Annotated in this window: 25 protein-coding genes; 14 read left to right on the top strand and 11 right to left on the bottom strand. The window is 72.0% G+C overall.

All coding sequences use genetic code 11. The features are described from left to right. Nucleotides 1-3 precede the first annotated feature (3 nt). The gene (locus ACIBQ8_RS22010; RefSeq protein ID WP_397171494.1) at nucleotides 4-627 is read left to right on the top strand and encodes a PepSY domain-containing protein; all 624 of its coding nucleotides are present in this window, start codon (nucleotides 4-6) and stop codon (nucleotides 625-627) included. A gap of 188 nt (nucleotides 628-815) precedes the next feature. Beyond that, a complete protein-coding gene (locus ACIBQ8_RS22005; protein WP_397171495.1) occupies nucleotides 816-1,754 on the top strand; it encodes a heme A synthase in 939 nt (312 codons plus the stop codon). A gap of 56 nt (nucleotides 1,755-1,810) precedes the next feature. On the opposite strand, the gene ACIBQ8_RS22000 is transcribed toward ACIBQ8_RS22005, so the two are convergent. Next, the gene (locus ACIBQ8_RS22000) at nucleotides 1,811-2,683 is read right to left on the bottom strand and encodes a serine protein kinase RIO (protein ID WP_397171496.1); all 873 of its coding nucleotides are present in this window, start codon (nucleotides 2,681-2,683) and stop codon (nucleotides 1,811-1,813) included. Between the two features lie 250 nt (nucleotides 2,684-2,933). On the opposite strand from ACIBQ8_RS22000, the gene ACIBQ8_RS21995 reads away from it, so the two are divergent. Then, nucleotides 2,934-3,491 carry a hypothetical protein gene (locus ACIBQ8_RS21995; RefSeq protein ID WP_397171497.1) on the top strand — a complete coding sequence of 186 codons (558 nt, stop codon included), beginning with the start codon at nucleotides 2,934-2,936 and terminating at the stop codon, nucleotides 3,489-3,491. A gap of 30 nt (nucleotides 3,492-3,521) precedes the next feature. On the opposite strand, the gene ACIBQ8_RS21990 is transcribed toward ACIBQ8_RS21995, so the two are convergent. Beyond that, nucleotides 3,522-3,845 carry a winged helix-turn-helix domain-containing protein gene (locus ACIBQ8_RS21990; RefSeq protein WP_397171498.1) on the bottom strand — a complete coding sequence of 108 codons (324 nt, stop codon included), beginning with the start codon at nucleotides 3,843-3,845 and terminating at the stop codon, nucleotides 3,522-3,524. Next, nucleotides 3,845-4,318, bottom strand: a complete 474-nt coding sequence (locus ACIBQ8_RS21985) for a hypothetical protein (protein ID WP_397192854.1) — start codon at nucleotides 4,316-4,318, stop codon at nucleotides 3,845-3,847. Before ACIBQ8_RS21985 ends, ACIBQ8_RS21990 begins: the two co-directional genes overlap by 1 nt. 172 nt (nucleotides 4,319-4,490) lie before the next feature. On the opposite strand from ACIBQ8_RS21985, the gene ACIBQ8_RS21980 reads away from it, so the two are divergent. Then, nucleotides 4,491-6,008 carry a hypothetical protein gene (locus ACIBQ8_RS21980; protein WP_397192853.1) on the top strand — a complete coding sequence of 506 codons (1,518 nt, stop codon included), beginning with the start codon at nucleotides 4,491-4,493 and terminating at the stop codon, nucleotides 6,006-6,008. A gap of 87 nt (nucleotides 6,009-6,095) precedes the next feature. Further along, nucleotides 6,096-6,659 carry a dihydrofolate reductase family protein gene (locus ACIBQ8_RS21975; protein ID WP_397192852.1) on the top strand — a complete coding sequence of 188 codons (564 nt, stop codon included), beginning with the start codon at nucleotides 6,096-6,098 and terminating at the stop codon, nucleotides 6,657-6,659. A gap of 68 nt (nucleotides 6,660-6,727) precedes the next feature. On the opposite strand, the gene ACIBQ8_RS21970 is transcribed toward ACIBQ8_RS21975, so the two are convergent. Beyond that, the gene (locus ACIBQ8_RS21970) at nucleotides 6,728-7,303 is read right to left on the bottom strand and encodes a Uma2 family endonuclease (protein ID WP_397192851.1); all 576 of its coding nucleotides are present in this window, start codon (nucleotides 7,301-7,303) and stop codon (nucleotides 6,728-6,730) included. A gap of 53 nt (nucleotides 7,304-7,356) precedes the next feature. Continuing rightward, on the bottom strand, nucleotides 7,357-7,980 hold the full coding sequence (locus ACIBQ8_RS21965) for a hypothetical protein (protein WP_397171504.1): 624 nt from the start codon (nucleotides 7,978-7,980) through the stop codon (nucleotides 7,357-7,359). A 143-nt stretch (nucleotides 7,981-8,123) separates the two neighbouring features. Between ACIBQ8_RS21965 and ACIBQ8_RS21960 the strand changes: the two genes are divergently transcribed. From ACIBQ8_RS21960 to ACIBQ8_RS21950, 3 genes are read left to right on the top strand one after another with little or no spacing between them, the layout of a single operon-like run. Next, entirely contained in the window at nucleotides 8,124-8,921 is a 798-nt protein-coding gene (locus ACIBQ8_RS21960; protein ID WP_397171505.1) for a glucose 1-dehydrogenase, read from the top strand. After that, entirely contained in the window at nucleotides 8,911-9,828 is a 918-nt protein-coding gene (locus ACIBQ8_RS21955) for an alpha/beta hydrolase (protein WP_397192850.1), read from the top strand. Before ACIBQ8_RS21960 ends, ACIBQ8_RS21955 begins: the two co-directional genes overlap by 11 nt. 11 nt (nucleotides 9,829-9,839) lie before the next feature. Next, nucleotides 9,840-10,694: an alpha/beta fold hydrolase gene (locus tag ACIBQ8_RS21950; RefSeq protein ID WP_397192849.1), complete on the top strand. Its 855-nt coding sequence runs from the start codon at nucleotides 9,840-9,842 to the stop codon at nucleotides 10,692-10,694. A 101-nt stretch (nucleotides 10,695-10,795) separates the two neighbouring features. On the opposite strand, the gene ACIBQ8_RS21945 is transcribed toward ACIBQ8_RS21950, so the two are convergent. From ACIBQ8_RS21945 to ACIBQ8_RS21935, 3 genes are read right to left on the bottom strand one after another with little or no spacing between them, the layout of a single operon-like run. Next, the gene (locus ACIBQ8_RS21945; RefSeq protein WP_397171509.1) at nucleotides 10,796-11,932 is read right to left on the bottom strand and encodes a ScyD/ScyE family protein; all 1,137 of its coding nucleotides are present in this window, start codon (nucleotides 11,930-11,932) and stop codon (nucleotides 10,796-10,798) included. Between the two features lie 60 nt (nucleotides 11,933-11,992). Next, nucleotides 11,993-12,598, bottom strand: coding sequence for a DUF4126 domain-containing protein (locus tag ACIBQ8_RS21940; RefSeq protein WP_397171511.1), 606 nt, complete (start codon nucleotides 12,596-12,598; stop codon nucleotides 11,993-11,995). Between the two features lie 4 nt (nucleotides 12,599-12,602). Beyond that, the gene (locus tag ACIBQ8_RS21935) at nucleotides 12,603-13,508 is read right to left on the bottom strand and encodes a phosphotransferase (protein WP_397171513.1); all 906 of its coding nucleotides are present in this window, start codon (nucleotides 13,506-13,508) and stop codon (nucleotides 12,603-12,605) included. A 68-nt stretch (nucleotides 13,509-13,576) separates the two neighbouring features. On the opposite strand from ACIBQ8_RS21935, the gene ACIBQ8_RS21930 reads away from it, so the two are divergent. Beyond that, nucleotides 13,577-15,967 (top strand): FAD-dependent oxidoreductase, encoded by a 2,391-nt coding sequence (locus ACIBQ8_RS21930; RefSeq protein ID WP_397192848.1) that lies wholly within the window; start codon nucleotides 13,577-13,579, stop codon nucleotides 15,965-15,967. Here ACIBQ8_RS21930 and ACIBQ8_RS21925 read toward each other — a convergent pair. The 3 genes from ACIBQ8_RS21925 to ACIBQ8_RS21915 all read right to left on the bottom strand — a co-directional run bounded on the left by ACIBQ8_RS21925 (nucleotide 15,924) and on the right by ACIBQ8_RS21915 (nucleotide 18,600). After that, nucleotides 15,924-16,703: a GntR family transcriptional regulator gene (locus ACIBQ8_RS21925; protein ID WP_397192847.1), complete on the bottom strand. Its 780-nt coding sequence runs from the start codon at nucleotides 16,701-16,703 to the stop codon at nucleotides 15,924-15,926. The two genes, ACIBQ8_RS21930 and ACIBQ8_RS21925, sit on opposite strands and share 44 nt — an antisense overlap. Nucleotides 16,704-16,756: 53 nt before the next feature. After that, a complete protein-coding gene (locus tag ACIBQ8_RS21920) occupies nucleotides 16,757-17,875 on the bottom strand; it encodes an NAD(P)H-dependent flavin oxidoreductase (RefSeq protein ID WP_397171518.1) in 1,119 nt (372 codons plus the stop codon). A gap of 62 nt (nucleotides 17,876-17,937) precedes the next feature. Next, nucleotides 17,938-18,600 carry a DapH/DapD/GlmU-related protein gene (locus ACIBQ8_RS21915; RefSeq protein WP_387666688.1) on the bottom strand — a complete coding sequence of 221 codons (663 nt, stop codon included), beginning with the start codon at nucleotides 18,598-18,600 and terminating at the stop codon, nucleotides 17,938-17,940. A gap of 131 nt (nucleotides 18,601-18,731) precedes the next feature. Between ACIBQ8_RS21915 and ACIBQ8_RS21910 the strand changes: the two genes are divergently transcribed. From ACIBQ8_RS21910 to ACIBQ8_RS21890, 5 genes are all read left to right on the top strand, one after another. Then, a complete protein-coding gene (locus tag ACIBQ8_RS21910; RefSeq protein ID WP_397171519.1) occupies nucleotides 18,732-20,396 on the top strand; it encodes a CTP synthase in 1,665 nt (554 codons plus the stop codon). Then, on the top strand, nucleotides 20,393-21,004 hold the full coding sequence (locus ACIBQ8_RS21905; RefSeq protein ID WP_397171521.1) for an NUDIX domain-containing protein: 612 nt from the start codon (nucleotides 20,393-20,395) through the stop codon (nucleotides 21,002-21,004). Before ACIBQ8_RS21910 ends, ACIBQ8_RS21905 begins: the two co-directional genes overlap by 4 nt. Before the next feature lie 15 nt (nucleotides 21,005-21,019). Next, entirely contained in the window at nucleotides 21,020-21,925 is a 906-nt protein-coding gene (locus tag ACIBQ8_RS21900; protein ID WP_352321922.1) for a site-specific tyrosine recombinase XerD, read from the top strand. Nucleotides 21,926-22,048: 123 nt separating this feature from the next. Beyond that, nucleotides 22,049-22,984 carry a ParA family protein gene (locus ACIBQ8_RS21895; protein WP_387645452.1) on the top strand — a complete coding sequence of 312 codons (936 nt, stop codon included), beginning with the start codon at nucleotides 22,049-22,051 and terminating at the stop codon, nucleotides 22,982-22,984. Then, complete coding sequence (locus ACIBQ8_RS21890; protein ID WP_352321918.1) at nucleotides 22,981-23,802, top strand: segregation/condensation protein A; 822 nt, start codon at nucleotides 22,981-22,983, stop codon at nucleotides 23,800-23,802. Before ACIBQ8_RS21895 ends, ACIBQ8_RS21890 begins: the two co-directional genes overlap by 4 nt. Nucleotides 23,803-24,031 lie beyond the last annotated feature (229 nt).

Raw genomic sequence — 24,031 nt, 5'->3', positions numbered from 1 at the left:
GGTATGAACAAGTCGATCATCGGGGCACTGGTCGGTGCGGCACTGCTCGCCGCCGGCTGCGGCGCCGTACGGGAAGTCGGCCAGTTCGCCGTCGAACCGACGCCGGGCCCCACCATGGGAAGCCCGACTCCGACGATGGAAAGCCCGCCCGAGACGGGGACCATGTCCCCCTCACCGGGCGCCACGTCCATGAAGCCAGGAGCCGGAGAGCTCAAGGACGCCGCCAAGGTCGCGATGGCCGCGGTTCCCGGATCAAAGGTCGTCTCCGTCGAGAGCGAGGAGAACGGCATGCTCTGGGAGGTCAAGGTCGTCGGCTCCGACGGCACGGAACACCAGGTCGACGTCCAGGCCGGCAAGGTCGTCAAGGGCCCGACGACCGAGCAGATGGACGAGCAGGAGAAGGCCGAGATGCACACCCGCATCACCGAGGCCAAGCTCGACTACGCCCAGGCCGCCGACAAGGTCGCCGCGGCCGTACCGGAGGGACACGTCGCCAAGCTGAAGCTCGACACCGAGAACGGCAAGACCGTCTGGCAGTCGGACGTGATGACCCCGGACGGGACCAAGCACGAGGTGATGGTCGACGCCGCCACCGGTGAGGTCACCAAGAAGAACGAAACCAGCTGACCCACGGGGGAGCAGGCCACCTCCGGCCATCGGCGGAGGTGGCCGTCCCGGGGTCTGGGAGCGCTGGACGCCTGCCGGGGACGGGGGAGCCAGGGCAGGTGCTCTACAGGTTGTAGAGTAAAGTCCTGATCGCGTTTTCGGCCGCCACCCACGGCGGTTCGCCGAGCAGCAGAGAGACCTCTTCCCCCATGACCACTCCTTTCCAGTGGCTCGCCGCCCGGGTCGCCTTCGAACGAGCCGCCCTGCGAAGGGCCGCGGGCGCGGCGCTGGCCACCAGCCTGATGATCATCGTGACCGGCGGAGTCGTCCGCCTGACCGGGTCCGGGCTGGGCTGTGACGGGTGGCCGCGCTGCTCGGAGGCCGGTTTCGCGGCCACGCCCGAGCTCGGCGTCCACGGTGCGATCGAGTTCACCAACCGGGTGTTGTCCGGGGTCGTGTGCGTCGCCGTCGGCTGGCTCATCGTCGTCGCCCGGCTGCAGCGCCGTCCGGTGCCCGAGCTGACCCGGTGGGGGTGGGCGCAGTTCTGGATCGTCGTGCTGAACGCCGTCGTCGGCGGCCTCACCGTGTGGGCGCGGCTGAGCCCGTACCTCGTCGCCGCGCACTTCCTGGCCGCCGTGCTGTTCCTGACCGCCACCACGGTCGTCTGGCACAAGGCCCGCCTGCTCGACCGGCCCGCGCGGCCGCTGTCCGCGCCGTCGGGCCGGCTTCCGGCGGCGCTGGTGGCGTCCGTGGCGCTGCTGGTCGCGGCGGGCACGATCGTCACCGGCACCGGGCCGCACGCGGGTGACTCCTCCGACGTGCCGCGCATGCCGTTCAGCTGGACGGCGATGGTCTGGCTGCACGGGGCCGCCGCCGCGCTCAGCCTCGGCCTCGCCGTCGCCCTGTGGCTCAGGACCCGGCGCGAGCCGGGCTCGGCGGCCCACCGGCGCACCACGCTGTTCCTCGCCGTGCTGCTCGCCCAGGGGCTCGTCGGCCTGACGCAGACCGTGACCGACCTGCCCGAGCTCGTCGTCCTCGCCCACCTGCTCGGCTCGGCGATGGTGTGGGTGGGGGCGGTGCGCGTCCTGCTCGACACCCGGCTCCCGGCGGCGGCAGAGGAGGAACGGCCCCTGCTCGCCCGTACGTAACCGGTCCGCGCGGACGGGTCCGGGCGCCGGCGCCCGGACCGTGCGGGTTCCTCCGGTCACATCCGGCCCGACTCCTTGCGGAGCAGGTCGGCGAGCGCGTCGGGGTCCGCGGCGGCCACGCCCTTGGCTGCGAACCAGGTGGCCACGTTGCGGGCGTCCCGTTCCAGGTACGACGGGCCCGCGGGGTGGGCGATCACGTCGACGATCTGCGGCAGGTCGATGATCACCAGCCGCCCCTGGTGCACCAGCAGGTTGTACGGCGACAGGTCCCCGTGCGCCAGCCCCTCCGCGGCCAGCGTCACCATGGCCGCCACGAGCTGCTCCCACAGGTCGTCGAGGCCGTCGGAGACCTGGGCCAGGCGCGGGGCCGCGTACCCGTCGGGGGTGCCGACGAACTCCTCCAGGATCTCCGTCCCCACGATCTGCACCGGGTACGGCACCGGCACCCCCAGCTCCCAGAGCCGGCAGAGCGCCGTGAACTCGGCCACCGCCCACTGCGCGGCGATCACCTGCTTGCCGAACGCCGTGCGGTTGGCCATGGCCCGGTTCATCCGGCTCTCGCGGGCCCTGCGGCCCTCCAGGTACCCGGAGTCCCGGTGGAACAGGCGGTGCTCGGAGGAGCGGTAGCGTTTGGCCGCCAGCAGGCAGACCCGGTCGGTGCCGGGCACGCCCCGCGAGATCAGGTGGACGTCGGCCTCTTTGCCGGTCTTGAGCAGGCCGAGCTCGGTGTCGACGGCGGCCAGCTCGGTGACCAGCCAGCCGGGGTACGGCTTCGGCCCCTTCTCGGTGGGCGTGCTCTGGTCCCAGGTGGACCAGCGGTCGCCCTCGGGCGGCCCGTCATCGGTCTCGGGGGCGCTTTCGAGCCATTCGAGGTCGTCGGCGTCGAGCGCGAACTTGCCACGGCGGCGGTGTTGCGAGTGCTTGGGCACGGTGAGATGTCTCCAGTTACGAGGCCCCACCGGCTCGCCGCACGGATCAGGTCAGCGGACGCCTGGTGGGAAGGTCTGAGGGCGCGGAAAACGGCACGCGGGCAACGGTCGTCACGGTCTCAGCCTCCCTTCGTCTCGCTGCGAGCAACGCGGACGAGTATGCCGGGTCCGGCACGGCACTCGCAATCGAATAAACGGCGGCCCGATAATCGGGGGCGCCGCCACTCGCCCGGCTTGTACGGTCTCGGCCATGCGGCGATGTGAGGTGTGCGGACATCTGGAACCCGCCGGCGCGCCCGATTGTGACCGCTGCGCCGGGCTGGTGGACGAACTGGTCGAGGAGGGCTGGCGGGCCTTCCTGCTGGCGGAGTTCGGCACCGTGGCCCCGCCGGACGAGCAGCTCATCGCCCGCATGGTGGTCGACGAGCCCGACAAGCACCCGTGGCGGGTCGTGGACGCCGCCTACGACCGCCTGACGTGCCCCGAGTGCGGCGGCCGGCTGAGCCGGGGCCCGGCCGGATGCGCCTCCTGCGACCTCGCGAACGGCTTCCGCTATTCGGCCGTCGAGATCGACCGTCCCGGCGTGCCGCCCGGCAACGAGCACGCGCTGCGGGTCAACGTGGCCGTGGCGCGCCGCCCGTACGGGATCGCGGCCACGGAGGTGCTGGTGCGCCGGCTCTCGCTGCCCGTGCTGATCGCCGGCCGCCTGCCCACGACGGCCCAGGCCCAGGCCACCAAGGCCCTGATCCGCAAGGGCGTCACGGAACAGGAGCTGGCCGCGGCGATCTACGCGGACTGGAACAGCTGAGTGTGACGCGGCCGGTCCCGGTGGGTCTCGTCACTTCTGGTCGGCGGCGGGGCGGTCGGCGGAGTCGCGGGCGAGGGCGACGATCCGCTCCAGGGCCGCCGCGTGCCGCTGGAAGGCCGACCGCCCCTGCGGGGTGAGCTGCACGTACGTCCGCCGCGCCCGTTTGTCCTGGTCCTTGCGGACGACCACGTACCCGGCGGCGGCCAGCGCGGAGACCTGCTTGGACAGCGCCGAGTCGCTGGTGCCGACCGAGTCCCTGAGGAAGCCGAAGTCCACCCAATCGGCCGGCGCCAGCAGCGCCACGACCGACAGTCGCGCCGGGACGTGCAGGAACTCGTCGAAGAGCGGATCCATCAGGCGACCCCGCCGTCCTGCCGCACGATCGACCTCATGACCCGGCGGTTCAGGGGCGTCGCCGCGACGTACACCACGGCCGCCACGACCGCGCCCGCGACCGCCTGCGACGCCGCCCCGTGCGGCGGCAGGCCGAACAGCGCGGAGGCGGCGATCCGGCCGACAGCGAAGGCCACCATGACGCAGGCCAGCAGCACGCCGTGGAACAGGGCCTCCCGGCCGGTGGCCTTCCGCCGGACCGAGGCCCGGTGCTCGCAGACGATCCCCACGCCCCCGTACACGACCACCCCGAGCGCCGCGCCGAGGTAGTACCACGGGCTCGGCAGGTCGATGGCGGCGAGCATGACGAAGAGGGCGAGCGCGGAGACGGCCACGCGGGGCAGCGAAAAGCTCTGGCGGACGATCTGCTGCCGGGTCCTGGCCTGGAGGCGGTGGATGTCGTCGAGCGAAGTCTGGGCGTCGTGCTGGTTCATGGGCCTTCCCCGAGGGTCGACTGCTTTCCTGTAAGGAAAGTACCATCTGTTTTCCTCTTGGGAAAGTCGTCAGCGGCCGAGCGGTCGGCGCCGGAGGTGAGACCTGTCCCTTTGATCTCTGACGTCGGCGGAACTAGGGTCGCTGCATGGTCAAGGCCAGGGGTGACAAACCGTGATCGGCCGCGCAAAGCTCGCCCTGGGGCGGCCGCTCGGGCGTGAGGGCCAGGGGATGGTCCACGAGGAGCTCAGCGGCAGGATCAACGGCCGGCCCGGCGTCGCGTACAAGGAGATCGACTACGACGTCCGCCCCGGGCTCGACGTCGCCGTTCTCACCGCGATGACCCAGTTGACCGGCCGTCTCTCCCCGTCCGACGCCGATTGGCTGGCGGAGCGGGCGGCCTGGCCTGCCGAGCTGGTGGAGGAGAACGGCGCCGTCGTCGGTTTCCTGATGCGGACCGTGCCGCAGCGGTTCTTCCGCGAGAGGCCGGGCCCGTCCGGCGGCGTCCGCCGGCTCGCGACCCTCGACCGCCTGTTCGGCCAGGAGGACGTCACCGACCGCGACCGCCTGCTGATCCTGGCCGATCTCGCCGACACGCTCGCCCGCCTGCACGCGATGGGCATCGTCGCCGGCGACCTGGCCCCCGAGAACGTGCTGTTCACGACAGAGCCCCGGCCGGGGTGTTTTCTCATCGGCTGCGACGCGATGGGGCTGGGCGGAGCGCGGGCGCTGCCGCCCGTGGAGACACCGCCCGACCGGCGGATCCCCGCCGGGGAGCAGCCGGGGACGCCGCAGGCTGACGCCTACCAGTTCGCCCTGCTGGCCATCCGCGCCTTCGCCCGTGACCCGTCCGCCACCGACGTCGCCGCGCTGGCCGCCGTCCATCCCGGCCTGGCGGAGTTCGCCACGACCGCGCTCGACCGGCCCGCGTTCAGCCGTCCCATGCCCGCGCAGTGGGCCACGCGATTACGCGAGGCCGCGCAGCCGGAGCCGGTCTCGCCGCCTGTCCGGCAGGCGGAGGCGGCTTCGGGTTCCGGACGGTCGAGAATGGTCGGCATCGGGGCAGCGGTGGGAGCCGTCGTGCTGGTTCTGCTCGCGATGATCGGGAAGAACGTGATCAAGAACAACGTGCGCGAGGCCCTGACCGGTTCCTCGACGGTCACGGCCGAGCCCGCCGAGACGTCGCCGGCGTTCCCCGCGCCCACCGACGTCCCCACCCAGGCGCCGCCGACCTCGGCCGTGGCCCCGACTGTGGCCCCGACTGTGGCCCCGACCTGGACCCCGACCGTGGAGCCCAGTGAGCCGGTGGCCGACTTCAAGGTCGGTGACTGCCTGTCCGGCCTGCCGGACGCGCCGGTGACCGACAGTTGCAAGCAGGGCGCGCCCTATCGGGTGGCCGCCATCACCACTCCCTCCGGGCTCTGCGACGGCGAGACCAACCACCGCTACCTCGTCCACAACGACGTGCTGTACTGCCTGGCGTACCAGTTCGGGCGTAACTACTGCTACAAGTGGTCGAAGAACGACGAGTTCGTGGACTTCGCCCGCAAGTGCCGAGCGCCGAAGACGTTCACCGTGCGGCGCGTCCTGCGGGGGAACGCCGACAAGGACGCCACCGCCTGCGACGGCGTGACCAGACATTCGTGGACGTGGCCCGTCCCCGCGCTGACCATCTGCGTCGACAAGTACTGAGCGGCGTCCGGCCGGGCACCGATGAGTTCCGGGCGGCTCCGATGTCCTACGTGTCACCGGACGACCCGAGACCACGGAGACACGCTCATGCGGAAGCTGATTGCGACGGTGTTCAACTACTCCCTCGACGGCCTGCTCGCCGACGAGGGCACCGACTTCTGGAAGTTCTGCTTCGACCTGCCCGAGAACAACCGGCCCGACTCCCCGGCCTACCTCGACTTCCTGCGGAGCGCCCACGCGCACGTCATGGGCCGCGGCGCCTACGAGGGCATCGCCAAGGGCATGACGACCGCCACCGACCACCCGTTCGCCGACATCCTGACCGCCGGGCGCAAGGTCGTCTTCTCCCGGACCATGAAGACGGCCGACTGGGCCAACACCACCGTCGCCGGCGGCGACACGGCGGAGGAGATCGACAAGCTCCGCCTGGACGGCGACGGCCACATCCTGGTCTGGGGCGGCGTCGGCCTCTGGCGGTCGCTCATGCGGCTCGACCTGATCGACGAGTTCCGGCTGAGCGTGTTCCCCTACGTCGCGGGCGAGGGCACCCGGCTGTTCGACGGCTTCCCCAAGTCCTACCGCCTCGACCTGGTCTCCAGCTCCGCCTCCGACGGCGGGATCATGGAACTCCAGTACCGCCGACACCGCTGACCCGCCCGGCCGGCGCCGTCGAGGGGACCCGCCTGGGCGCCCCTCGACCACCGTGTCAGCGGCCGGAGCTAGCCAGGTGGCCACTCCAGGCCGAGGTCGATGTCTACGTCAAACCCGACGTACGTTCGCAGCCGCTTGCGGTGGATGCCGGTGGGGACATAGGCCCTGACTGCCGGTTCCAGCTCGAAGGTGTACACGACCGGCAGGCCGTCTTCCTGCTCCACCCGCCAGAAGTGCCGGATGCCGGCATCCGAGTATTTGATCGGTTTGGTGCTGCGATCCCGCTCCTTGGACTCCTCTGAGACCACCTCGGCGACGAGGTGGACGTCCTCTGGGCGGAAGGAAGTCGTCTTCGGTCCGATCGCTGACTTCTCCACCACCAGAATGTCCGGTTCCGGCCGCTGCCGGAGGCCCAGAGTGATGGTCATCTCGCGGACCACCGCGAGACGTGCGGGAGGTTTCAGGGCGTTCTCCAGCAACCTGATCGTGTACAGGTGGAAGGCTGTCTGTGGAGACATCATGATGAGCGACCCATCGATCAGCTCGACGTGCCGGGGCGCGCCGGGGGGGAGGTGATCGAGCATGTCGGCGGTCCAGCCGCCGGGTGGGCCGGGATAGAACCACTCAGGAAGGGCTGTGCTCATGCGCGCCTCCTAAGATGTACTCGGCGAGCTTATTGTGTCACAGACGGTGACCGTCAGGAGTGGTCCTTGCGCTGGTCCATCGAGCGGCGGTAGAGCTCGTCGATCTGGTCCAGCGGGTCCGGGGGGCGGCGGCGGGCCTCGATCTCCAGCTCCGTGCGCGAGTACAGCTCGTCGATGCCGGAGGACGCGTGGTGCATCTGGTCGCCCAGGAGGTCGGCGCGGATGCGGGCGCACATGGCGGTCAGCTTGGCCTGGTGCTCGCGCAGCCGGTCGAGGGCGGCGTGGTCGACGTACGGCGAGACGCGGCGCTGCTGGGCGTACGTGGCGAGCTGCCCGTCGTGCACGTCGGCCTGGGCCGACAGGTCGGCCAGCAGCCGGGGCAGGTCGCCGAGGCCCCAGCCGCGCTGCTGGGCCTGTTCGACGGCCTGGCGGGTGAGGGTCACCTCGCGGCGCAGGTCGAGGCGGAGGCGTTCGACCTCGGCCGCGTCGCCGGTGCCCATGGCGTTGACGTGCGTGGTCAGCCGGGTGGTGGCCTGCCGGGCCTTCCTGGCCGCCTTCTTGCCGACTTTGACCAGCAGATAGACGCCCACGCCGGTCAGCAGCAGGAGAAACGCCAGGATGGCCAGCACGATGACAAGGAACTCGCTGATCTCCGCCACCTCCCGTGGGGTTGTCACCTAGAAGGATAGTTCGACACCCGGGGGGTTCAACGCGTGACGGGGATCCCGGGTTCCGGCGAGCGGGCCGAGCAAGCCCTTGATCGGGGACGTGGGCGCGTGTTTCAGTGCACATGTTCGGTCGTCTCGGATGAGGGGTGCGCGTGCTCGACGGCAAGGTAGTGATCATCACGGGCGGCGCCCGGGGCATGGGCGCGGCCACGGCGCGCCGATGCGCGGCGGCCGGGGCGCGGGTCGTGCTCACCGACGTGCTCACCGAGGAGGGGACGGCCACCGCCAAGGACGTCGGGGGCACGTTCGTCCCGCACGACGTGACGGACGCGGAGCAGTGGGCGGCCGTCGTGGCCGCGACCGTCGAGGCGCACGGACGGCTCGACGGGCTGGTGAACAACGCCGGGATCGTCACCGTGCGGACGATCGAGCAGCAGTCCCTGGCGGAGTTCGAGCGCGTGCTCCAGGTGAACCTGGTCGGCGTGTTCCTCGGGCTGAAGGCCGTGGCCGGGGCCATGCGGGCGTCCGGCGGCGGGGCCGTGGTGAACCTGTCGTCGGTCGCGGGCCTGACCGCGCTGCCCGGCACGGGCGGGTACGGCGCGTCGAAGTGGGGCGTACGCGGGCTGACCAAGATCGCGGCGCTGGAGTTCGGGCGGGACCGCATCAGGGTGAACTCGGTGCATCCCGGGATGATCGTCACCCCGATGACGGCCTCGCTGGGCGCGGTCTCCGGCGAGGGCACGTTCCCGCTGGCCGCCGCCGGGCGATGGGGTGAGCCCGAGGAGGTCGCCGAGGCCATCGCGTTCCTGCTGTCCGACGCGGCCTCGTACGTCACGGGCGCGGAGCTGGCGATCGACGGCGGCTGGACGGCGGGGGAGACGGCCCTGCTCGGCTCCGTCCCGCGCCAGGCCGCTCCCGCCGCGGAGGAGGAGGCCGGAGATGGCCGTTGACGAGCCGACCCGCGCGGTCATCGACCTGATGAGCGAGTTCTTCCCCAAGGGGGAGGGGCCCTGGGACCCGGTGGCGGCGCGGCGGGTGCTGGCCTCGGTCCCGAGCCCGGAGCCGATGCCCGTGGGCCGGGTGGAGGACCGCGACGCGGCGGGCGTCCCCGTGCGCGTCTACTGGCCGGACGAGGTCGCCGAGGGCGCAGAGGGGCGGCCGCTGGTCGTGTACTTCCACGGCGGCGGGTTCACGCTGGGGTCGCTGGACAGCCATGACGGCGTCTGCCGCCAGATCTGCGCCGGGTCCGGGGCGGTGGTGGTCGCCGCCGACTACCGGCTCGCGCCCGAGCACCCCTATCCGGCCGCCGTCGAGGACGCCTTCGCCGTCACCCGGTGGGCCCACGAGCACGCGGCCGCGCTCGGCGCCGACCCGGGGGCGCTGGTGGTGGCGGGCGACAGCGCGGGCGGCAACCTCGCCACCGTCACCTGTCTGCGGGCGCGCGACGAGGGCGGGCCGCCGATCGTGCTGCAGGTGCTGGTCTATCCGGCGACGGACGCCGTCCGCCACTGGCCCTCGTACGACCAGAACGGCGAGGGATACTTCCTGACGACGGCGCACATGCGGTGGTTCTGGAACTGCTACCAGCCCGACCGGGAGCGGCGCGGGGAGCCGTACAGCTCGCCTCTGGGCGCGGACGTGAGCGGCCTGCCGCCGGCCCTGGTGATCACGGCCGGGCACGACCCGCTGCGCGACGAGGGCGAGGCGTACGCCCGCCACCTGCGCCACTCCGGGGTCGAGGCGGAGTGCGTCCGGTACGAGGGCCTGTTCCACGGCTTCTTCGGCACGGGCCCGATCCTGCCCGCCGCCGCCGACGCCACGGACCGGGTGTGCGCCGCCATCCGCGCCCTCAAATAAGGGGATATTTCATGCCACACGCCGAAATTTCGGCAACCATCAGCCTCTTCTACACCGACGACGGCCCCGGCGAGGGCACCGGAACCGGCCAGGGCCCCGGCGAGGGCGCCGGCCAGGGCGCCGGCCAGGGCGGCCCGCCGTTGCTGCTCGTGCACGGCTGGGGCGCCGACTCCCACCAATGGTCCTGGCACATCGACGCCCTGGCCGCCCGCCACCGCGTCATCGCCGTGGACCTGCGCGGCCACGGCTACTCCTCGGTCCCGGAGACCGGCAACACCCCCCAGGCGATGGCCGAGGACCTGAACACGCTGCTCGACCGCCTGGACGTGCCCGAGGTGATCGCGGTAGGCCACTCCATGGGCGGCCAGGTCGTCTCGATCCTCGCGGTCGAGCATCCCGGCCGCGTACGGGCGCTGGTCACCCTCGACCCCGGCTACGGCATGAGCCAGGACCTCGCCGCGGGCTTTCCCGGCATGATCGCGGCCCTGCGCGGCGAGCACCCGCACGCCGCCGCCGAGGAGATCGACCGGTGGTGCACCACCTCCGCGACCCCCGCCGTGATCCGGCGCTGGCACAAACGCCGCCTGTACGGCATGCCCCCGCACGTGCTGGCCGAGGCGTTCGAGGCCATGTTCACCGCCCCGGGGGCCATCGGCGTGCGGCCGGCCAGCGACGAGTACCTGGCCCGCCGGCGCTGCCCGGTGTTGTCGATCTGGGCCGACCCCGGACGCGCGGCCTGGGAGTCGGGGCTGCTCAAGCATCCGGACTCGAAGGTCGTGTGCTGGGAGGGCTCGGGCCACCGGCTGCACGAGGAGCGCCCGGCGGAGTTCGTCCGCGTGCTGGAGGGCTGGCTCAGAGGGCGTTGAGCGGCCGCAGGGCATAGTGAAGGGCCCGGCAGCGCGGACGCTGCTGCCGGGCCCTTCGTGTGAGCGCGCACAGGGGGTTGGGGGCCATGGCGCTCACACGTCTATGCGGGCGGCTCCACCCGGACGATCTCGCCCTTGCCGGGGGTGAAGCCCTTGTTGGACACGTAGACCGAACCGTCGCCGGCGACCGCCATGCCCAGCGGCACGGTCAGCGTGCCCGGCTTGAGCAGCTCGGTGCGCGTGCCGTCGGCCTCGATCCGGTAGAGCGACGTACGGGGCTGATGGTCGGCGGGCACCGGGCCGACCGAGCCGAGGACGAGCAGCCGGCCCGAGGCGTCGAAGGCGACGTCGACCGCGGTGGTGAAGCCCTTGACGGCGGTCTCGGCCTTCTTCCCGGCCAGCCTGAACACCCGGGCCACGCCCTCGGGCTGCGGGAACCCGGCGTGCTCGGCGACGTAGTAGGAGCCGTCGGGGGCGGCCGCGATGCCCATCGGCACCGACTGCATCGGCACCTTGCTGCCCTTGGGGAGCTTGAGCATGGCCGGGGCCGCGACCTTGCGCGCGTGGAACACCGCCCGCAGCGTCACCTTGCCCGACGCGCTGACCTGGAGCACGTCGTTGCCGCCCACGTCGGTGACGAGCGCGCCGCCCTGCGGGGTCGGCACGACCGCGAACGGGTACGAGTCGATCGCGCTGCCCTTGTCCTTCTTGTCGGGGTTGTGCTTGACCTCGAACGCCAGCAGGTCGCCCATGACGGACGACTTCCCGTCCTTGATCTTCAGCAGCGTGCCGAGGGTGCGGGCCTTGGGGCCGAGGTCGGCCCGCAGCTTGCCGTTGCCGCCCAGGCCGACGGGCACCAGCATGGAGCCGTCCGCGGCGAAGGCGACGTCGTGCGGGCCGGTGCCGAGGCCGTCGGAGCCGGCCGAGGGCAGGCCCTTGACCACGGTGGTCAGCCGGCCGTCGGCCAGCTTGGAGATCTTCCCGGTGAGGCCGAGGCACACCTTGCTCGCCTCGCCGCCCGGCTCGGCGGGCACGGTCGCGCACTTGATCGTGCCGCCGGAACCGGACTCGGCGACGTACAGGGCGCCGTCGGGGCCGAAGGTCAGGCCGCGCGGCCCGTCGAGCTTGGCGGCGACGACCGTGACGCTCGCCGGCGCGGACGCTGACGCCGGGACGGGCGCGACCGACGCGGCCAGGCCGAGAGCAGCGACTCCCCCCGTGATGATGACTCGCTTCATGAGGGAACACCGTAGAAGCGCGGGACGGGGCGGCGGATCAGCCCGCAGGGTGAGGCGCACTCAGCCTGCGGGTGGATTCCTCCTGATCCTGCGCCGGGCGCGCAGCCGGCGTACCCGCCGGAACGTCCACCACGCGAGCAGGACGAGCAGCAGCAGCGCGACGATCACCAGCACCGGCAGGAACACCGCGATCAGGCTCATGCCGAGCGAGCCGGCGTCCTCGGCGGTGCTCACCACGGGCGCGCCCACCCCCGCCGTGCCCGCGTTGATCACCGGCCGGGCCGTCGCCTTCAGTATGTGGACGGCCAGCGCCATCACGATACCCAGCAGCCAGCCGGCCCACGGGTTCTCGGTCATCCAGGTGGAGTGGTCGAGCTCGGCGGCGGCGTTGGTGGCGGAGAAGACCACGCCGCCCGCCGCCGGGCGCACCACGGTCTGGATGGCGTCGTTGACGGTGTCGACGGCCGGCACCTTGTCGAGGACCATCTCGGCGAGCAGCAGCACCGCGATGATCGCCAGCACGCCCCAGTTGGACAGCCAGGAGTAGCCGTCGGGCAGCTTCACCCTGTCGGTGAGGTTGGCCAGCACGCCCACGACCAGGAGAGGGATGTAGGCGTTAAGGCCGGCGGCGGTGGAGAGGCCGAGGCCGGTCAGCGCGGCGAACATCCCCCTAGTCTGCCCCCGCCGCGGCCTCCATCACGCGGGCCAGGCCCGGCCGGGTGAACTCGGCGGCCGCACGCTCGTACTTCTCCATGCCCCAGGACCAGAAGTCGAAGTCGATCGTGTCGTTGGCGCCGTCCTGGATCGAGGCCCACAGGGTCCAGCCGTACTTGGACATCAGGCCGAGCAGCCGGGCGCGGGCGATCCTGTGGCGCAGGCGGCGGCCGTAGTAGGCGGTGACGAGCTCCTCCAGGTGGCCGGGCGGCAGGTCGGCCTCGCTCCAGAGGTTGCCGAGCTCGAAGCAGGGGTCGTTGTTGCCGGCGTACTCGTAGTCGATGAGGTGCAGGCGGTCGCCGCACTCGACGATGTTGCCGGGGAGAAGATCGTTGTGGCACGGGACGGTGGGCTCGGCACGTACCGCCAGACATTTCCTGATTTCTGCGGCGGCGGGCATGAAATCCAGATATTTCGCAGGAAGTCGGAAACCTCGCTCCTGGACGATCCGCAAATACCCCCGCTGCACCTCGAACATGTCGAAATCGCGGACGAAGCGCGGCCCCGCGTGCAGCCGCCGGCACACCTCCGCCACCCGCGTCAGGTTCGCCGGCTCCCACAGGTCGGCCTCGGTGAACGTCCGGCCCGGCAGGAAGCCGATCACCAGCACGCCCGCCTCCGGCAGGTAGCCGTGCACGGGCGCCCCCACCCCGGCCCGCGCGGCGGCGACCGAGTCGGCGTGCTCGGCGTCCTTGTCGATGCCCAGCAGGGAGCCGTCGCTGGCGGCCACGCGCACGACGTAGACCCCGGCCGGGGTGGTGACCTTGTAGTTGCGGTTGGTCATCCCGCCGGGCAGCTCCTCGACGGAGCGCGGCAGGCCGGACAGCAGCGGGATGCGGTCGAGGACCCGGGCGATCGCCATGATCGATGCTAGCTCCGCCGTCCTAAACGGTCTAGACCTTTTAGGGTACGCGGGTTAGCCTCGCGACCATGAGCGACTCGGCCCGCATCGTGATCATCGGCGGCGGGGTGGGCGGCGCGTCCGTCGCCTACCACCTCACCCGGCGCGGCGAACGCGACGTCGTCCTGCTGGAGCGGGACGAGCTCACCAGCGGCTCCACCTTCCACTCCGCGGGCCTGGTCGGCCAGCTCCGCTCCGACCCCACCCTGACCCGGATGAACCAGTACTCCGTCGAGCTCTACCGCACCCTCGACGCCGGCTGGACCGAGTGCGGCGGGCTCAAGCTGGCCTCCACCCCCGAGCGGATGGCCGAGATCCGCCGCCAGATCGGCTGGGCCAGGACGTTCGGGCTGCCGCTGGAGGAGATCTCGGTCGCAGAGGCGGTGGAGCTGTTCCCGCTGATGGACCCGTCGGGGGTGGTGGGGGCGGCGTACCTGCCGACCGACGGCCAGGTCGATCCCTCGATGCTGTGCTACGCCCTGGCCGCCCGCGCCCGCGAGGGCGGCGCCCGCCTGCGCACCCGTACGCGGGTGCTGGGCATCGACGTCGAGCGCGGGCGCGTCACCGGCGTCCGCACCGACCAGGGGGACATCGCCTGCGAGATCGTGGTCAACTGCGGCGGCATGTTCGCCGCCGAGATCGGCCGCATGGCCGGGGTGCGGATCCCGATCGTGCCGATGTCCCACCAGTACGTCGTCACCGACGCCTTTCACGACCACCCCGTCCTGCCCACGCTGCGCGACCCCGACCTGCTCGTCTACTACCGGCAGGAGGTGCGCGGCCTGGTCATGGGCGGCTACGAGCGCACCTGCGCCCCCTGGACGGCCTCCGCGACCTCCTACGACGCGGTGCCGGCCGACTTCAACGGCAGGCTGCTGCCCGAGGACTGGCCGCGCCTGGAGGAGATCTCCGCCAATTCCCGGATCCGGGTGCCCGCGATGGCCGACGTCGGCCTCCGCAAGCTGATCAACGGGCCCGAGGCGTTCACCCCGGACAACGAGTTCTGCCTGGGGGAGACCGAGGTCGGCGGGTTCTTCGTGGCGGCCGGGTTCTGCGCCCACGGCATCGCCGGCGCGGGCGGCATCGGCAGGGTGATGGCCGACTGGATCGTCGACGGCGAGCCCGGCATGGACGTCCACCACATGGACGTGCGCCGCTTCGGCGGCCAGTACCGGTCGCCGTCGTACACGGTCAAACGCTCGGTCGAGAACTACGAGACGTACTACGACATCCGCTACCCGAGCCACGAGCGCGCGGCCGGGCGCCCGCTGCGGGTCTCGCCCGTCTACTCCTGGCACGCCGCCCACGGGGCCGTCTTCGGCGAGAAGGCCGGCTGGGAGCGGGTCAACCACTACTCCGCCGCCCCCGGCGGCGCGGACGAACGCCCCCGCGGCTGGGCCGGACGCCTGTGGTCGCCCGCCGTCGGGGCCGAGCACCGCGCCACCCGCACCACGGCCGGGCTGTTCGACGAGAGCTCCTTCGCCAAGATCGAGGTCACCGGCCCGGACGCCGCCGCCCTGCTGGAATGGGTGTGCGACAACCGCGTGGCCCGCCAGGTGGGCGCCGTCACCTACACGCAGGCGCTGAACCGGCGCGGCGGCATCGAGTGCGACTTCACCGTCACCCGGCGCGGCGAGCAGGAGTTCCTGATCGTCACCGGCACCGCGTCGGGCTCGCGCGACCTCGCCTGGCTGCGCCGGCAGGCCGCGCTCACCGGCTCGACGGCCAGGATCGCCGACGTCACCGGCCAGTACGCCTGCTTCGCCCTGTGGGGCCCCCATGCGCGCGACATCCTGTCCGGGCTGACCCCGGAGCCGCCGGACCTGCCGTTCATGTCGGCCCGGGAGCTGACCGTGGGCGACGTGCCCGCGCTGGCGCTGCGGGTGACGTTCGTGGGCGAGCACGGCTGGGAGCTGTACTGCTCCAGCGAGTACGGGCTCGCGCTGTGGGAGACGCTGTGGCGGGCGGGCGAGCCGTACGGGCTGGTCGCGGGCGGCTACCGGGCCATCGACAGCCTGCGGCTGGAGAAGGGGTACCGGGTGTGGGGCGCCGACATCGGGCCGGAGACGACGCCGTACGAGGCCGGGCTCGGGTTCTGCGTCAAGCCCGGCAAGGACTTCCTCGGCCGCGACGCCCTCGACCCCGGCCCGGCCCGCCGCCTGCGCTGCCTCACCCTGGCCGACCCGCGGGCGGTCGCCCTGGGCAACGAGCCCGTACGGGTGGACGGCCAGGTCGTGGCCCGGGTCACCTCCGGCGGGTACGGGTACACGGTCGAGCGGTCGATCGCCTACGCGTACCTGCCCGCCGGGCCGGGGGCCGAGCCCGGCGCCGCGGTGGAGGTCGAGATCGAGGGGGAGTGGGTGCCGGGCGTCGTGGTCAGGGAGCCGCTGTACGACCCGGCGGGGTCGCGGGTGCGGTGACGCCGCTGCGCACCGACAGGCGCACCCGGTCGGGGCGGAACAGGTCGCGGGCGTACTCGACGGGGACGCCGCCGGCGGCGTAGGCCGTGCGCTCGATCAGCATGAGCGGCGCGCCCGCCGCGATGCCCAGTTCGGCCGCCTCCTCCGGACCGGCGATCACCGGGTCCAGATGCTCGACCGCGGTCCGCGGCTCCAGCCCGTAGCGGCCGGCCAGCAGCGCGTACAGCGAGCCGCCGAGGTCCTCGCCGAGGAAGCCGGGCAGCGCGGGGAAGAAGGAGCGTTCGAGCGCCACCGGCGAACGGCCGGCCGACCGCACCCGGGCCACCTCGTGCACCGGCTCGCCCGGCCCGACGCCGAGCGCGGCGGCCACGGCCGCCGGCGCGGGCACGGTGGCGGCCGTCAGGATCCGCGCCTCGGCCCGCAGGTGGGCGCGGCGCATCTGCTCGGTGAACCCGGCCAGCCCCGTCAGGTCGCACTCGATGCGCGGCTCGGCCACGAACGCGCCGCCCGACCTGCCGGGGAGCCTGATCAGCACGCCGTCGCGTTCGAGGGTGGAAAGGGCCTGGCGCAGGGTCATCCGGCTCACGCCGAGGCGGGCGGCCAGCTCCCGCTCGCCGGGCAGCCGGTCGCCCGGGGCCATCTCGCCGGAGGAGATCGCCGCCAGCAGCCACTGCTCGATCTGCGTGTGCGCGGGAACCCCGGTGCCACGCTCCAGCTCAGGCGGTGTCCCGACCACACGCGCATGCTACCGGGCCATACGGGAGGAACCACTCCGCACGGGACGGGCCTTCAGGACGACGTGAGGCGGGTCACGGCGTCGGTGAACTCGCTGATCATGTCGTACACCACGTCACGGGCAGGTCGCACGCGGTCGAGCTGGCCCACCGCCTGGCCCACGTAGTAGGTGACGAGCTCCACGGCCCCGGGGTCGCCGCGGTCGGCCGCCGCGCCGATGCGGGCCATCGCCCCCTCGGCCAGCAGCAGTTGCAGGGGCATGCCCAGCGGCCCGGGGCTCTCCGGCCCGGAGTCCCACTCCTCGGTCCAGGCCGACCTGAGCTGCCGCGCCGGCTTGCCCGTACGCGACCGGGACCGCACGGTGTCCAGCGACGAGGCGGCCAGCAGCTTGCGCCGGAGCGCGGGCGAGGTCTCCGCCTCCTCGGTGGTCAGCCACACCGAGCCGCACCAGACGCCCTCGGCCCCGAGCGCCATGGCCGCGGCCATCTGGCGGCCCGAGGCGATGCCGCCCGCGGCCAGCACGGGGACCGGCGCGACCGCGTCCACGACCTGCGGCACGAGCACCATCGTGGAGATCTCGCCGGTGTGGCCGCCCGCCTCGGCGCCCTGGGCCACGACGATGTCCGCCCCGGCCGCCACCTGCCTGCGGGCGTGCTCGACGGTTCCGACCAGCGCGGCCACCGGCACGCCCGCCTTCCTGGCGCCCGCCACCATCTCCGGCGGCGGCGGTCCGAGCGCGCTGGCGATGAGCCCGATCGGATGCTTGAGCGCCACGTCGACCAGCGCGGTCGCGCCCGGTGCCGTCACCCGCCTGCCGAACTCGTCGGCCACCGCGCTCAGGGGTTGCGGCGGGGCGTGCACGCCGTACTTCGACAGCAGGTGGGCGACGAAGTCGCGGTGGCGGTCGGGGACGAAGTCCAGCAGGTGGGCCCGCAGGTCGAGCGCGGAGGCGTCGATCCGGCCGGGGACGAGCACGTCCACCCCGTACGGCCGGCCGCCCACCCGCCCGTCGATCCACGTCAGCTCGGCCTCCAGCCGCTCCGGCGAGTACGCGACGGCTCCCAGCACCCCGAACCCGCCCGCGTTCGTGACCGCGGCCACCACGTCGCGGCAGTGGCTGAAGGCGAACAACGGGAACTCGACGCCCAGGCGCTCACAGATGGCGGTCCGCATGCACCGACGCTAACCTCCAGAAGCTTGTTCGGTCCATCCCCGTTCCCGGCCGGTCCCCGGCTTCAGGACGGCCCGGCCTGCCCGTCGAGCGCCAGGGCGATCGCGGCGGCGGCCTCGGCGGCGCCGGGCGCGTGCCAGCCCAGCTCCGGCGTGTACCCGCGGACGCGCTTGGCGGGCACCCCGGCGACCACGCTGTGGTCGGGGAACTCGCCGCGCACCACCGCGCCCCCCGCCACCACGCACTGCCGCCCGAGGACCGTGCCCGGCAGGATGATCGCGCCCGTGCCGAGCCAGGAGCCGGCGCCGATCGAGACCGGGCTGTTGCGCGGCCACTGCCGCCCGATCGGCGTCTCGGGGTCGTCGTAGACGTGGTTCTGGTCGGTGATGTAGACGTACGGGCCGGTGAAGACGTGGTCGCCGATGTCGATCGACTGGTGGGCCACGATGTGCGAGCCCCTGCCGATCGAGCACGAGCCGCCGATCCGCAGGATCGAGTCGGGGCCGAGCTCGACGCCCGGCCACATGCCGCAGGAGATCGACACGCGCTCGCCGATCAGCGTGTGCTCGCCGATCTCGATCCACCGCTCGCCGAAGATCGCCCCCGGGGGGAAGGCGATGCTGACTCCCTCGCCGATCCGGCGGAATCGGTAACCCGCCGTGGAGTCCGGAGAGATCGCCCCGGCGTGGCGGATCGCCGCGTACGCACGGTGAATCAGTGCGCCCATGGCCCGGCGTACTAGTGACATAGGGCCCAAAGTTACCGCTAGGTCATGCCGTTCGGGCATGTGAGGGGCGTTGTTTGATATCCTGAGAGCCCGTGGACACTTCGGCCACCACTCGAGCCACGGGAGCCCCTTTGCGCAGCGCATCGCAAACCAAGCATCTGTTCGTCACCGGCGGTGTCGCCTCCAGTCTGGGCAAGGGGCTCACGGCCTCCAGCCTCGGCCGTCTGCTCAAGGGGCGCGGTCTCCGGGTCACCATGCAGAAGCTCGACCCCTACCTCAACGTCGACCCCGGCACGATGAACCCGTTCCAGCACGGCGAGGTCTTCGTCACCGACGACGGCTCCGAGACCGACCTCGACGTCGGCCACTACGAGCGGTTCCTCGACACCGATTTGCACGGCTCGGCCAACGTCACCACCGGCCAGGTCTACTCCAACGTCATCGCCAAGGAGCGGCGCGGCGAGTACCTGGGCGACACCGTCCAGGTCATCCCGCACATCACCAACGAGATCAAGGACCGCATCCGGGGCATGGCCGGCCCCGACGTCGACGTCGTCATCACCGAGGTCGGCGGCACGGTCGGCGACATCGAGTCGCTGCCGTTCCTGGAGGCCGTCCGCCAGATCAGGCACGAGGTCGGCCGCGACAACGTCTTCTTCCTGCACGTGTCGCTGCTGCCCTACATCGGCCCGTCCGGCGAGCTGAAGACCAAGCCGACCCAGCACAGCGTGGCCGCGCTGCGCAGCATCGGCATCCAGCCCGACGCGATCGTGCTGCGCTCCGACCGTCCGGTCCAGACGGCGATCAAGCGCAAGATCAGCCTCATGTGCGACGTCGACGAGGACGCCGTCGTCTCCGCCGTCGACGCCGCCTCCATCTACGACATCCCCAAGGTGCTGCACGCCGAGGGCCTCGACGCCTACGTCGTGCGCCGCCTCGGCCTGCCCTTCCGCGACGTCGACTGGAAGGAGTGGGAGCAGCTCCTGCGCCGCGTGCACCGCCCGGCCAAGGAGGTCACGATCGCGCTGGTCGGCAAGTACATCGACCTGCCCGACGCGTACCTGTCGGTCACCGAGGCGCTGCGCGCCGGCGGTTTCGCCAACGACGCGCGGGTCAACATCCGCTGGGTCAAGAGCGACGACTGCGAGACCCCCGAGGGCGCCGAGCGCGAGCTCGACGGCGTCGACGGCGTGCTGATCCCCGGCGGGTTCGGCGTGCGCGGCATCGAGGGCAAGATCGGCGCCATCCGGCACGCCCGCGAGGGCCGGATCCCGCTGCTCGGCATCTGCCTCGGCATGCAGGGCATGGTCATCGAGGCCGCCCGCAACATGGCCGGCATCGAGGACGCCAACTCCGCCGAGTTCGACCCCGACACCAAGCACGCGGTCATCTCCACCATGGCCGACCAGGAGGACGTCGTCGCCGGCGAGCGCGACATGGGCGGCACCATGCGGCTCGGCAGCTACACCGCCAAGCTCGGCGAGGGCACCCTGGCCAGGCAGCTCTACGGCGGCAAGGCCAAGGCCGACGAGCGCCACCGCCACAGGTACGAGGTCAACAACGCCTACCGCGAGCGCCTGGAGAACGTCGGCCTGGTCTTCTCCGGCCTGTCACCCGACGGCCGCCTGGTGGAGTACACCGAGCTGCCCGTCGACGTGCACCCGTTCTTCATCGGCACGCAGGCGCACCCCGAGTTCCGCTCCCGTCCCACCCGGGCCAACCCGATGTTCAAGGGCCTCATCGGCGCCGCCCTGGCCTACGCCGACAGCCGTGTGACCACCAAGGTCGGCAAGTGAGGATCGAGGATACGCCCGAGGCGTGGGACGTCGTCGCGTCCAAGGAGCACTTCCAGGGTTACGTGATCAAGGTCGTCACCGACACGGTCCGGATGCCCCAGGACGAGGTCGCCGACCGCGACTACGTCGTCCACCCCGGCTCGGTCGCCGTGCTCGCGCTCGACGACCGCGACCGCGTCCTGATGATCAGGCAGTACCGCCACCCCACCCGGCAGCTCATGTGGGAGCTGCCGGCCGGCATCCGCGACGTGGCGGGCGAACCGCTCGCCGACACCGCGGCCCGCGAGCTCGCCGAGGAGTCCGGCTACCGCGCCGACACCTGGCACACCCTGGTCGACCTGCGCTCGTCTCCCGGCATGACAGACGAGCGGATCAGGGTCTTCCTCGCCCGCGGCCTGAGCAGGATCCCCGACGAGGAGAACACCTTCGTCCATCGGCACGAGGAGATCGGCATGCCGGTCGAATGGGTGCCGCTGTCCGACGCGGTCGAGAAGGCGCTCATGGGAATGATCCACAATTCCCCGGCCGTGGCCGGTATCCTCGCCGCATATGCGGCTTCGGTTGAGGGATTCGCCCTGTTGCGCCCCGCCGACGCCCCGGAGGCGTGACGGAAGGACCATGTCGTGGAGGCAGTGCTCTCCAGCTACCTCGCCCATTTGGCGGTGGAGCGGGGCCTGGCTGCCAACACGCTCGCGTCCTACCGCCGTGACCTGCGGCGATACTTCGAACATCTGCAGGCGCGCGGGCGGCTGAAGCTCGACGAGGTGGGGGAGGCCGACGTCCAGGCCTTCCTCGCCGCGTTGCGCGAGGGCGACCGGGAGCATCCCGCCCTCGTGGCCAGCTCGGCCGCGCGGGCCGTCTCGGCCGTACGCGGGCTCCACCGGTTCGCCCTGCGCGAAGGCGTCACGGCCCACGACCCCGCCCACGAGGTACGCCCGCCGCGCCAGCTCCGCAGACTGCCCAAGGCGATCGCCGTCGACGAGGTCGAACGCCTCATCGCCGCCTCCGGCCCCGACGGCGCCCCGCTCACCCTGCGCAACCGCGCCCTGCTGGAGGTCCTGTACGGCACCGGCGCCCGCATCTCGGAAGCCGTCGGCCTGGCCGTCGACGACCTCGAACCCGACCAGGTGCGGCTGCGCGGCAAGGGCGGCCGCACCCGCGTCGTCCCGCTCGGCCGCTACGCCCGCTCGGCGCTCGACGCCTACCTCGTCCGCGCCAGGCCCGGCCTGCTGGCCCACGGGCGCGGCACCCCCGCGGTCTTCCTCAACGCCCGCGGCGGCCGGCTGACCAGGCAGGGGGCCTGGGAGGTGCTCCAGGCCGCGGCCGAACGCGCCGGCCTGGCCGGCATCAGCCCGCACGTCCTGCGCCACTCCTTCGCCACCCATCTGCTCGACGGCGGCGCGGACGTCCGGGTGGTCCAGGAGCTGCTCGGCCACGCCTCCGTCACGACCACGCAGGTCTACACCCTGGTGACGGTCGACAAACTCCGCGAGGTCTACGCCGCGGCGCACCCGCGCGCCCGGCAGTGATCTATAGTCTTTTGCGCGTGCGCGGTGCCCCGGCGTGCCGCCTTGCCGCGTTTAGTGGTGACGCCATAGTGTCCGTCCGGACGGTCCGGTTCGGGATCGTCAGGGAGGTTCGAGCTGGTGACTGTGACGACCAAGGGTTCGACCCCGGGGACCCCCGACAACCCCTGGGGTGACACCAAGACCAACGCGCCTTCCAACGGCGTCAACCTGGGCCCCACCCAGCGCCCGCGGCCGGTGTTCCCTGAACCGGTCCCGCCGCAGGTGCACGGGCCGGCGCGAGTGGTCGCGATGGTCAACCAGAAGGGCGGCGTCGGCAAGACGACGACCACCATCAACCTGGGCGCGGCGCTGGTCGAGTGCGGGCTGAAGGTGCTGCTGGTCGACTTCGACCCGCAGGGCGCGCTCTCGGTCGGCCTGGGCATCAACCCGCTCCAGCTCGACCTGACCGTCTACAACCTGCTGATGGACCGCGGCGTCACCGCCGAGGACGTCCTGCTGGAGACCGGCGTCGAGGGCCTCGACCTGCTGCCCAGCAACATCGACCTGTCGGCCGCCGAAGTGCAGCTCGTCACCGAGGTCGCCCGCGAGCAGGTGCTCGGCCGGGTGATCAAGCCGCTGCTGCCGCACTACGACGTCTGCCTCATCGACTGCCAGCCGTCGCTCGGCCTGCTCACCATCAACGCGCTGACCTGCGCCCACGGCGTCATGGTGCCGCTGGAGTGCGAGTTCTTCGCCCTGCGCGGCGTCGCGCTGCTCATGGACACCATCTCCAAGGTCCAGGAGCGGCTCAACGAAGACCTCGAGATCGAGGGCCTGCTCGCCACCATGTACGACGCCCGTACCCTGCACGGCCGCGAGGTGCTGGCCCGCGTGGTGGAGGCGTTCGGCGACAAGGTGTTCCACACGGTGATCAACCGTACGGTCCGCTTCCCCGACGCCACCGTCGCCGGCGAGCCGATCACCACCTTCGACCCGTCGTCCCTCGGCGCCAACGCCTACCGCGAACTGGCCCGCGAGGTGCTCTCGCGCTGGCCGGCTCCTGCGACAATGGCCAGGTGACCGCAGAGCAGACCGAGGCCCCCCAAGGCTTCCAGGTACACCTGGACGTCTTCGAAGGCCCCTTCGACCTGCTTCTCGGCCTGATCGCCAAGCACAAGCTCGACATCACCGAGGTCTCGCTCTCCAAGGTCACCGACGAGTTCATCGCCTACATCCGGTCCAGGGGCCCGGAGTGGGACCTCGACCAGACCAGCCACTTCCTGCTGGTCGCGGCCACGCTGCTCGACCTGAAGGCGGCCCGGCTGCTGCCGTCCGGCGAGGTGGAGGACGAAGAGGACCTCGCGCTCCTGGAGGCCAGAGACCTGCTGTTCGCCCGGCTGCTGCAGTACAAGGCGTACAAGGAGGTCGCGAAGGTCTTCGCGGGGCGGATGGCCGAGGAGTCGCTGCGTTTCCCCCGCACGGTGTCGCTGGAGCCGCAGTTCGCCAACCTGCTGCCCGAGCTCATCCTCGGCATCGGGCCCGAGCAGCTCGCCCGCATCGCGGCCAAGGCGTTCACCCCGAAACTGCCGCCCACCGTCAGCGTCGGCCACATCTACCAGCCGCTGGCCAGCGTCAAGGAGCAGGCGGCCATCCTGGTCATGCACCTGCGCAGGCTGCGCAGGGCCACCTTCCGCGCGCTGACGGCCGACTGCGAGGGCACCTTCGAAGTCATCGCCCGCTTCCTGGCCGTGCTGGAGCTGTTCCGGGAGTCCGCGGTGACGTTCGAGCAGGTCGAGGCGCTGGGAGAGCTCCACGTGACCTGGACGGGCGCCGACGACGGCGACGTCGCGGTGGGGGACGACTACGAGGAATCCGCGGAGAAACCATCGAATGACTGACAACCCCAACCCCCTGCCCGGCCCCCGCAAGGCCCCCGACTCGGGGTCGCCGCTGCCCGCCTGGATGACGCTCCCGGGCTCCATGGTTCAGCCGGCCTCTCCGGAGGAGGCGTCCGCCCTGCCCGCCGGCCCCGACCTGCCGGTCGCGCCGCCCGAGCCCTCGCCGTCGTCCGAGAGGCCGTCGTCCGAGAGGCCGTCGCCCGAGAGGCCGTCGCCTGAGTCGTCCTTC

Source organism: Nonomuraea sp. NPDC049646 (genome assembly GCF_044465525.1).
Taxonomy (GTDB): Bacteria; Actinomycetota; Actinomycetes; order Streptosporangiales; family Streptosporangiaceae; genus Nonomuraea.
Note: the sequence above shows the minus strand (reverse complement) of the source record. Positions and strands in the feature narration are given on the sequence as shown.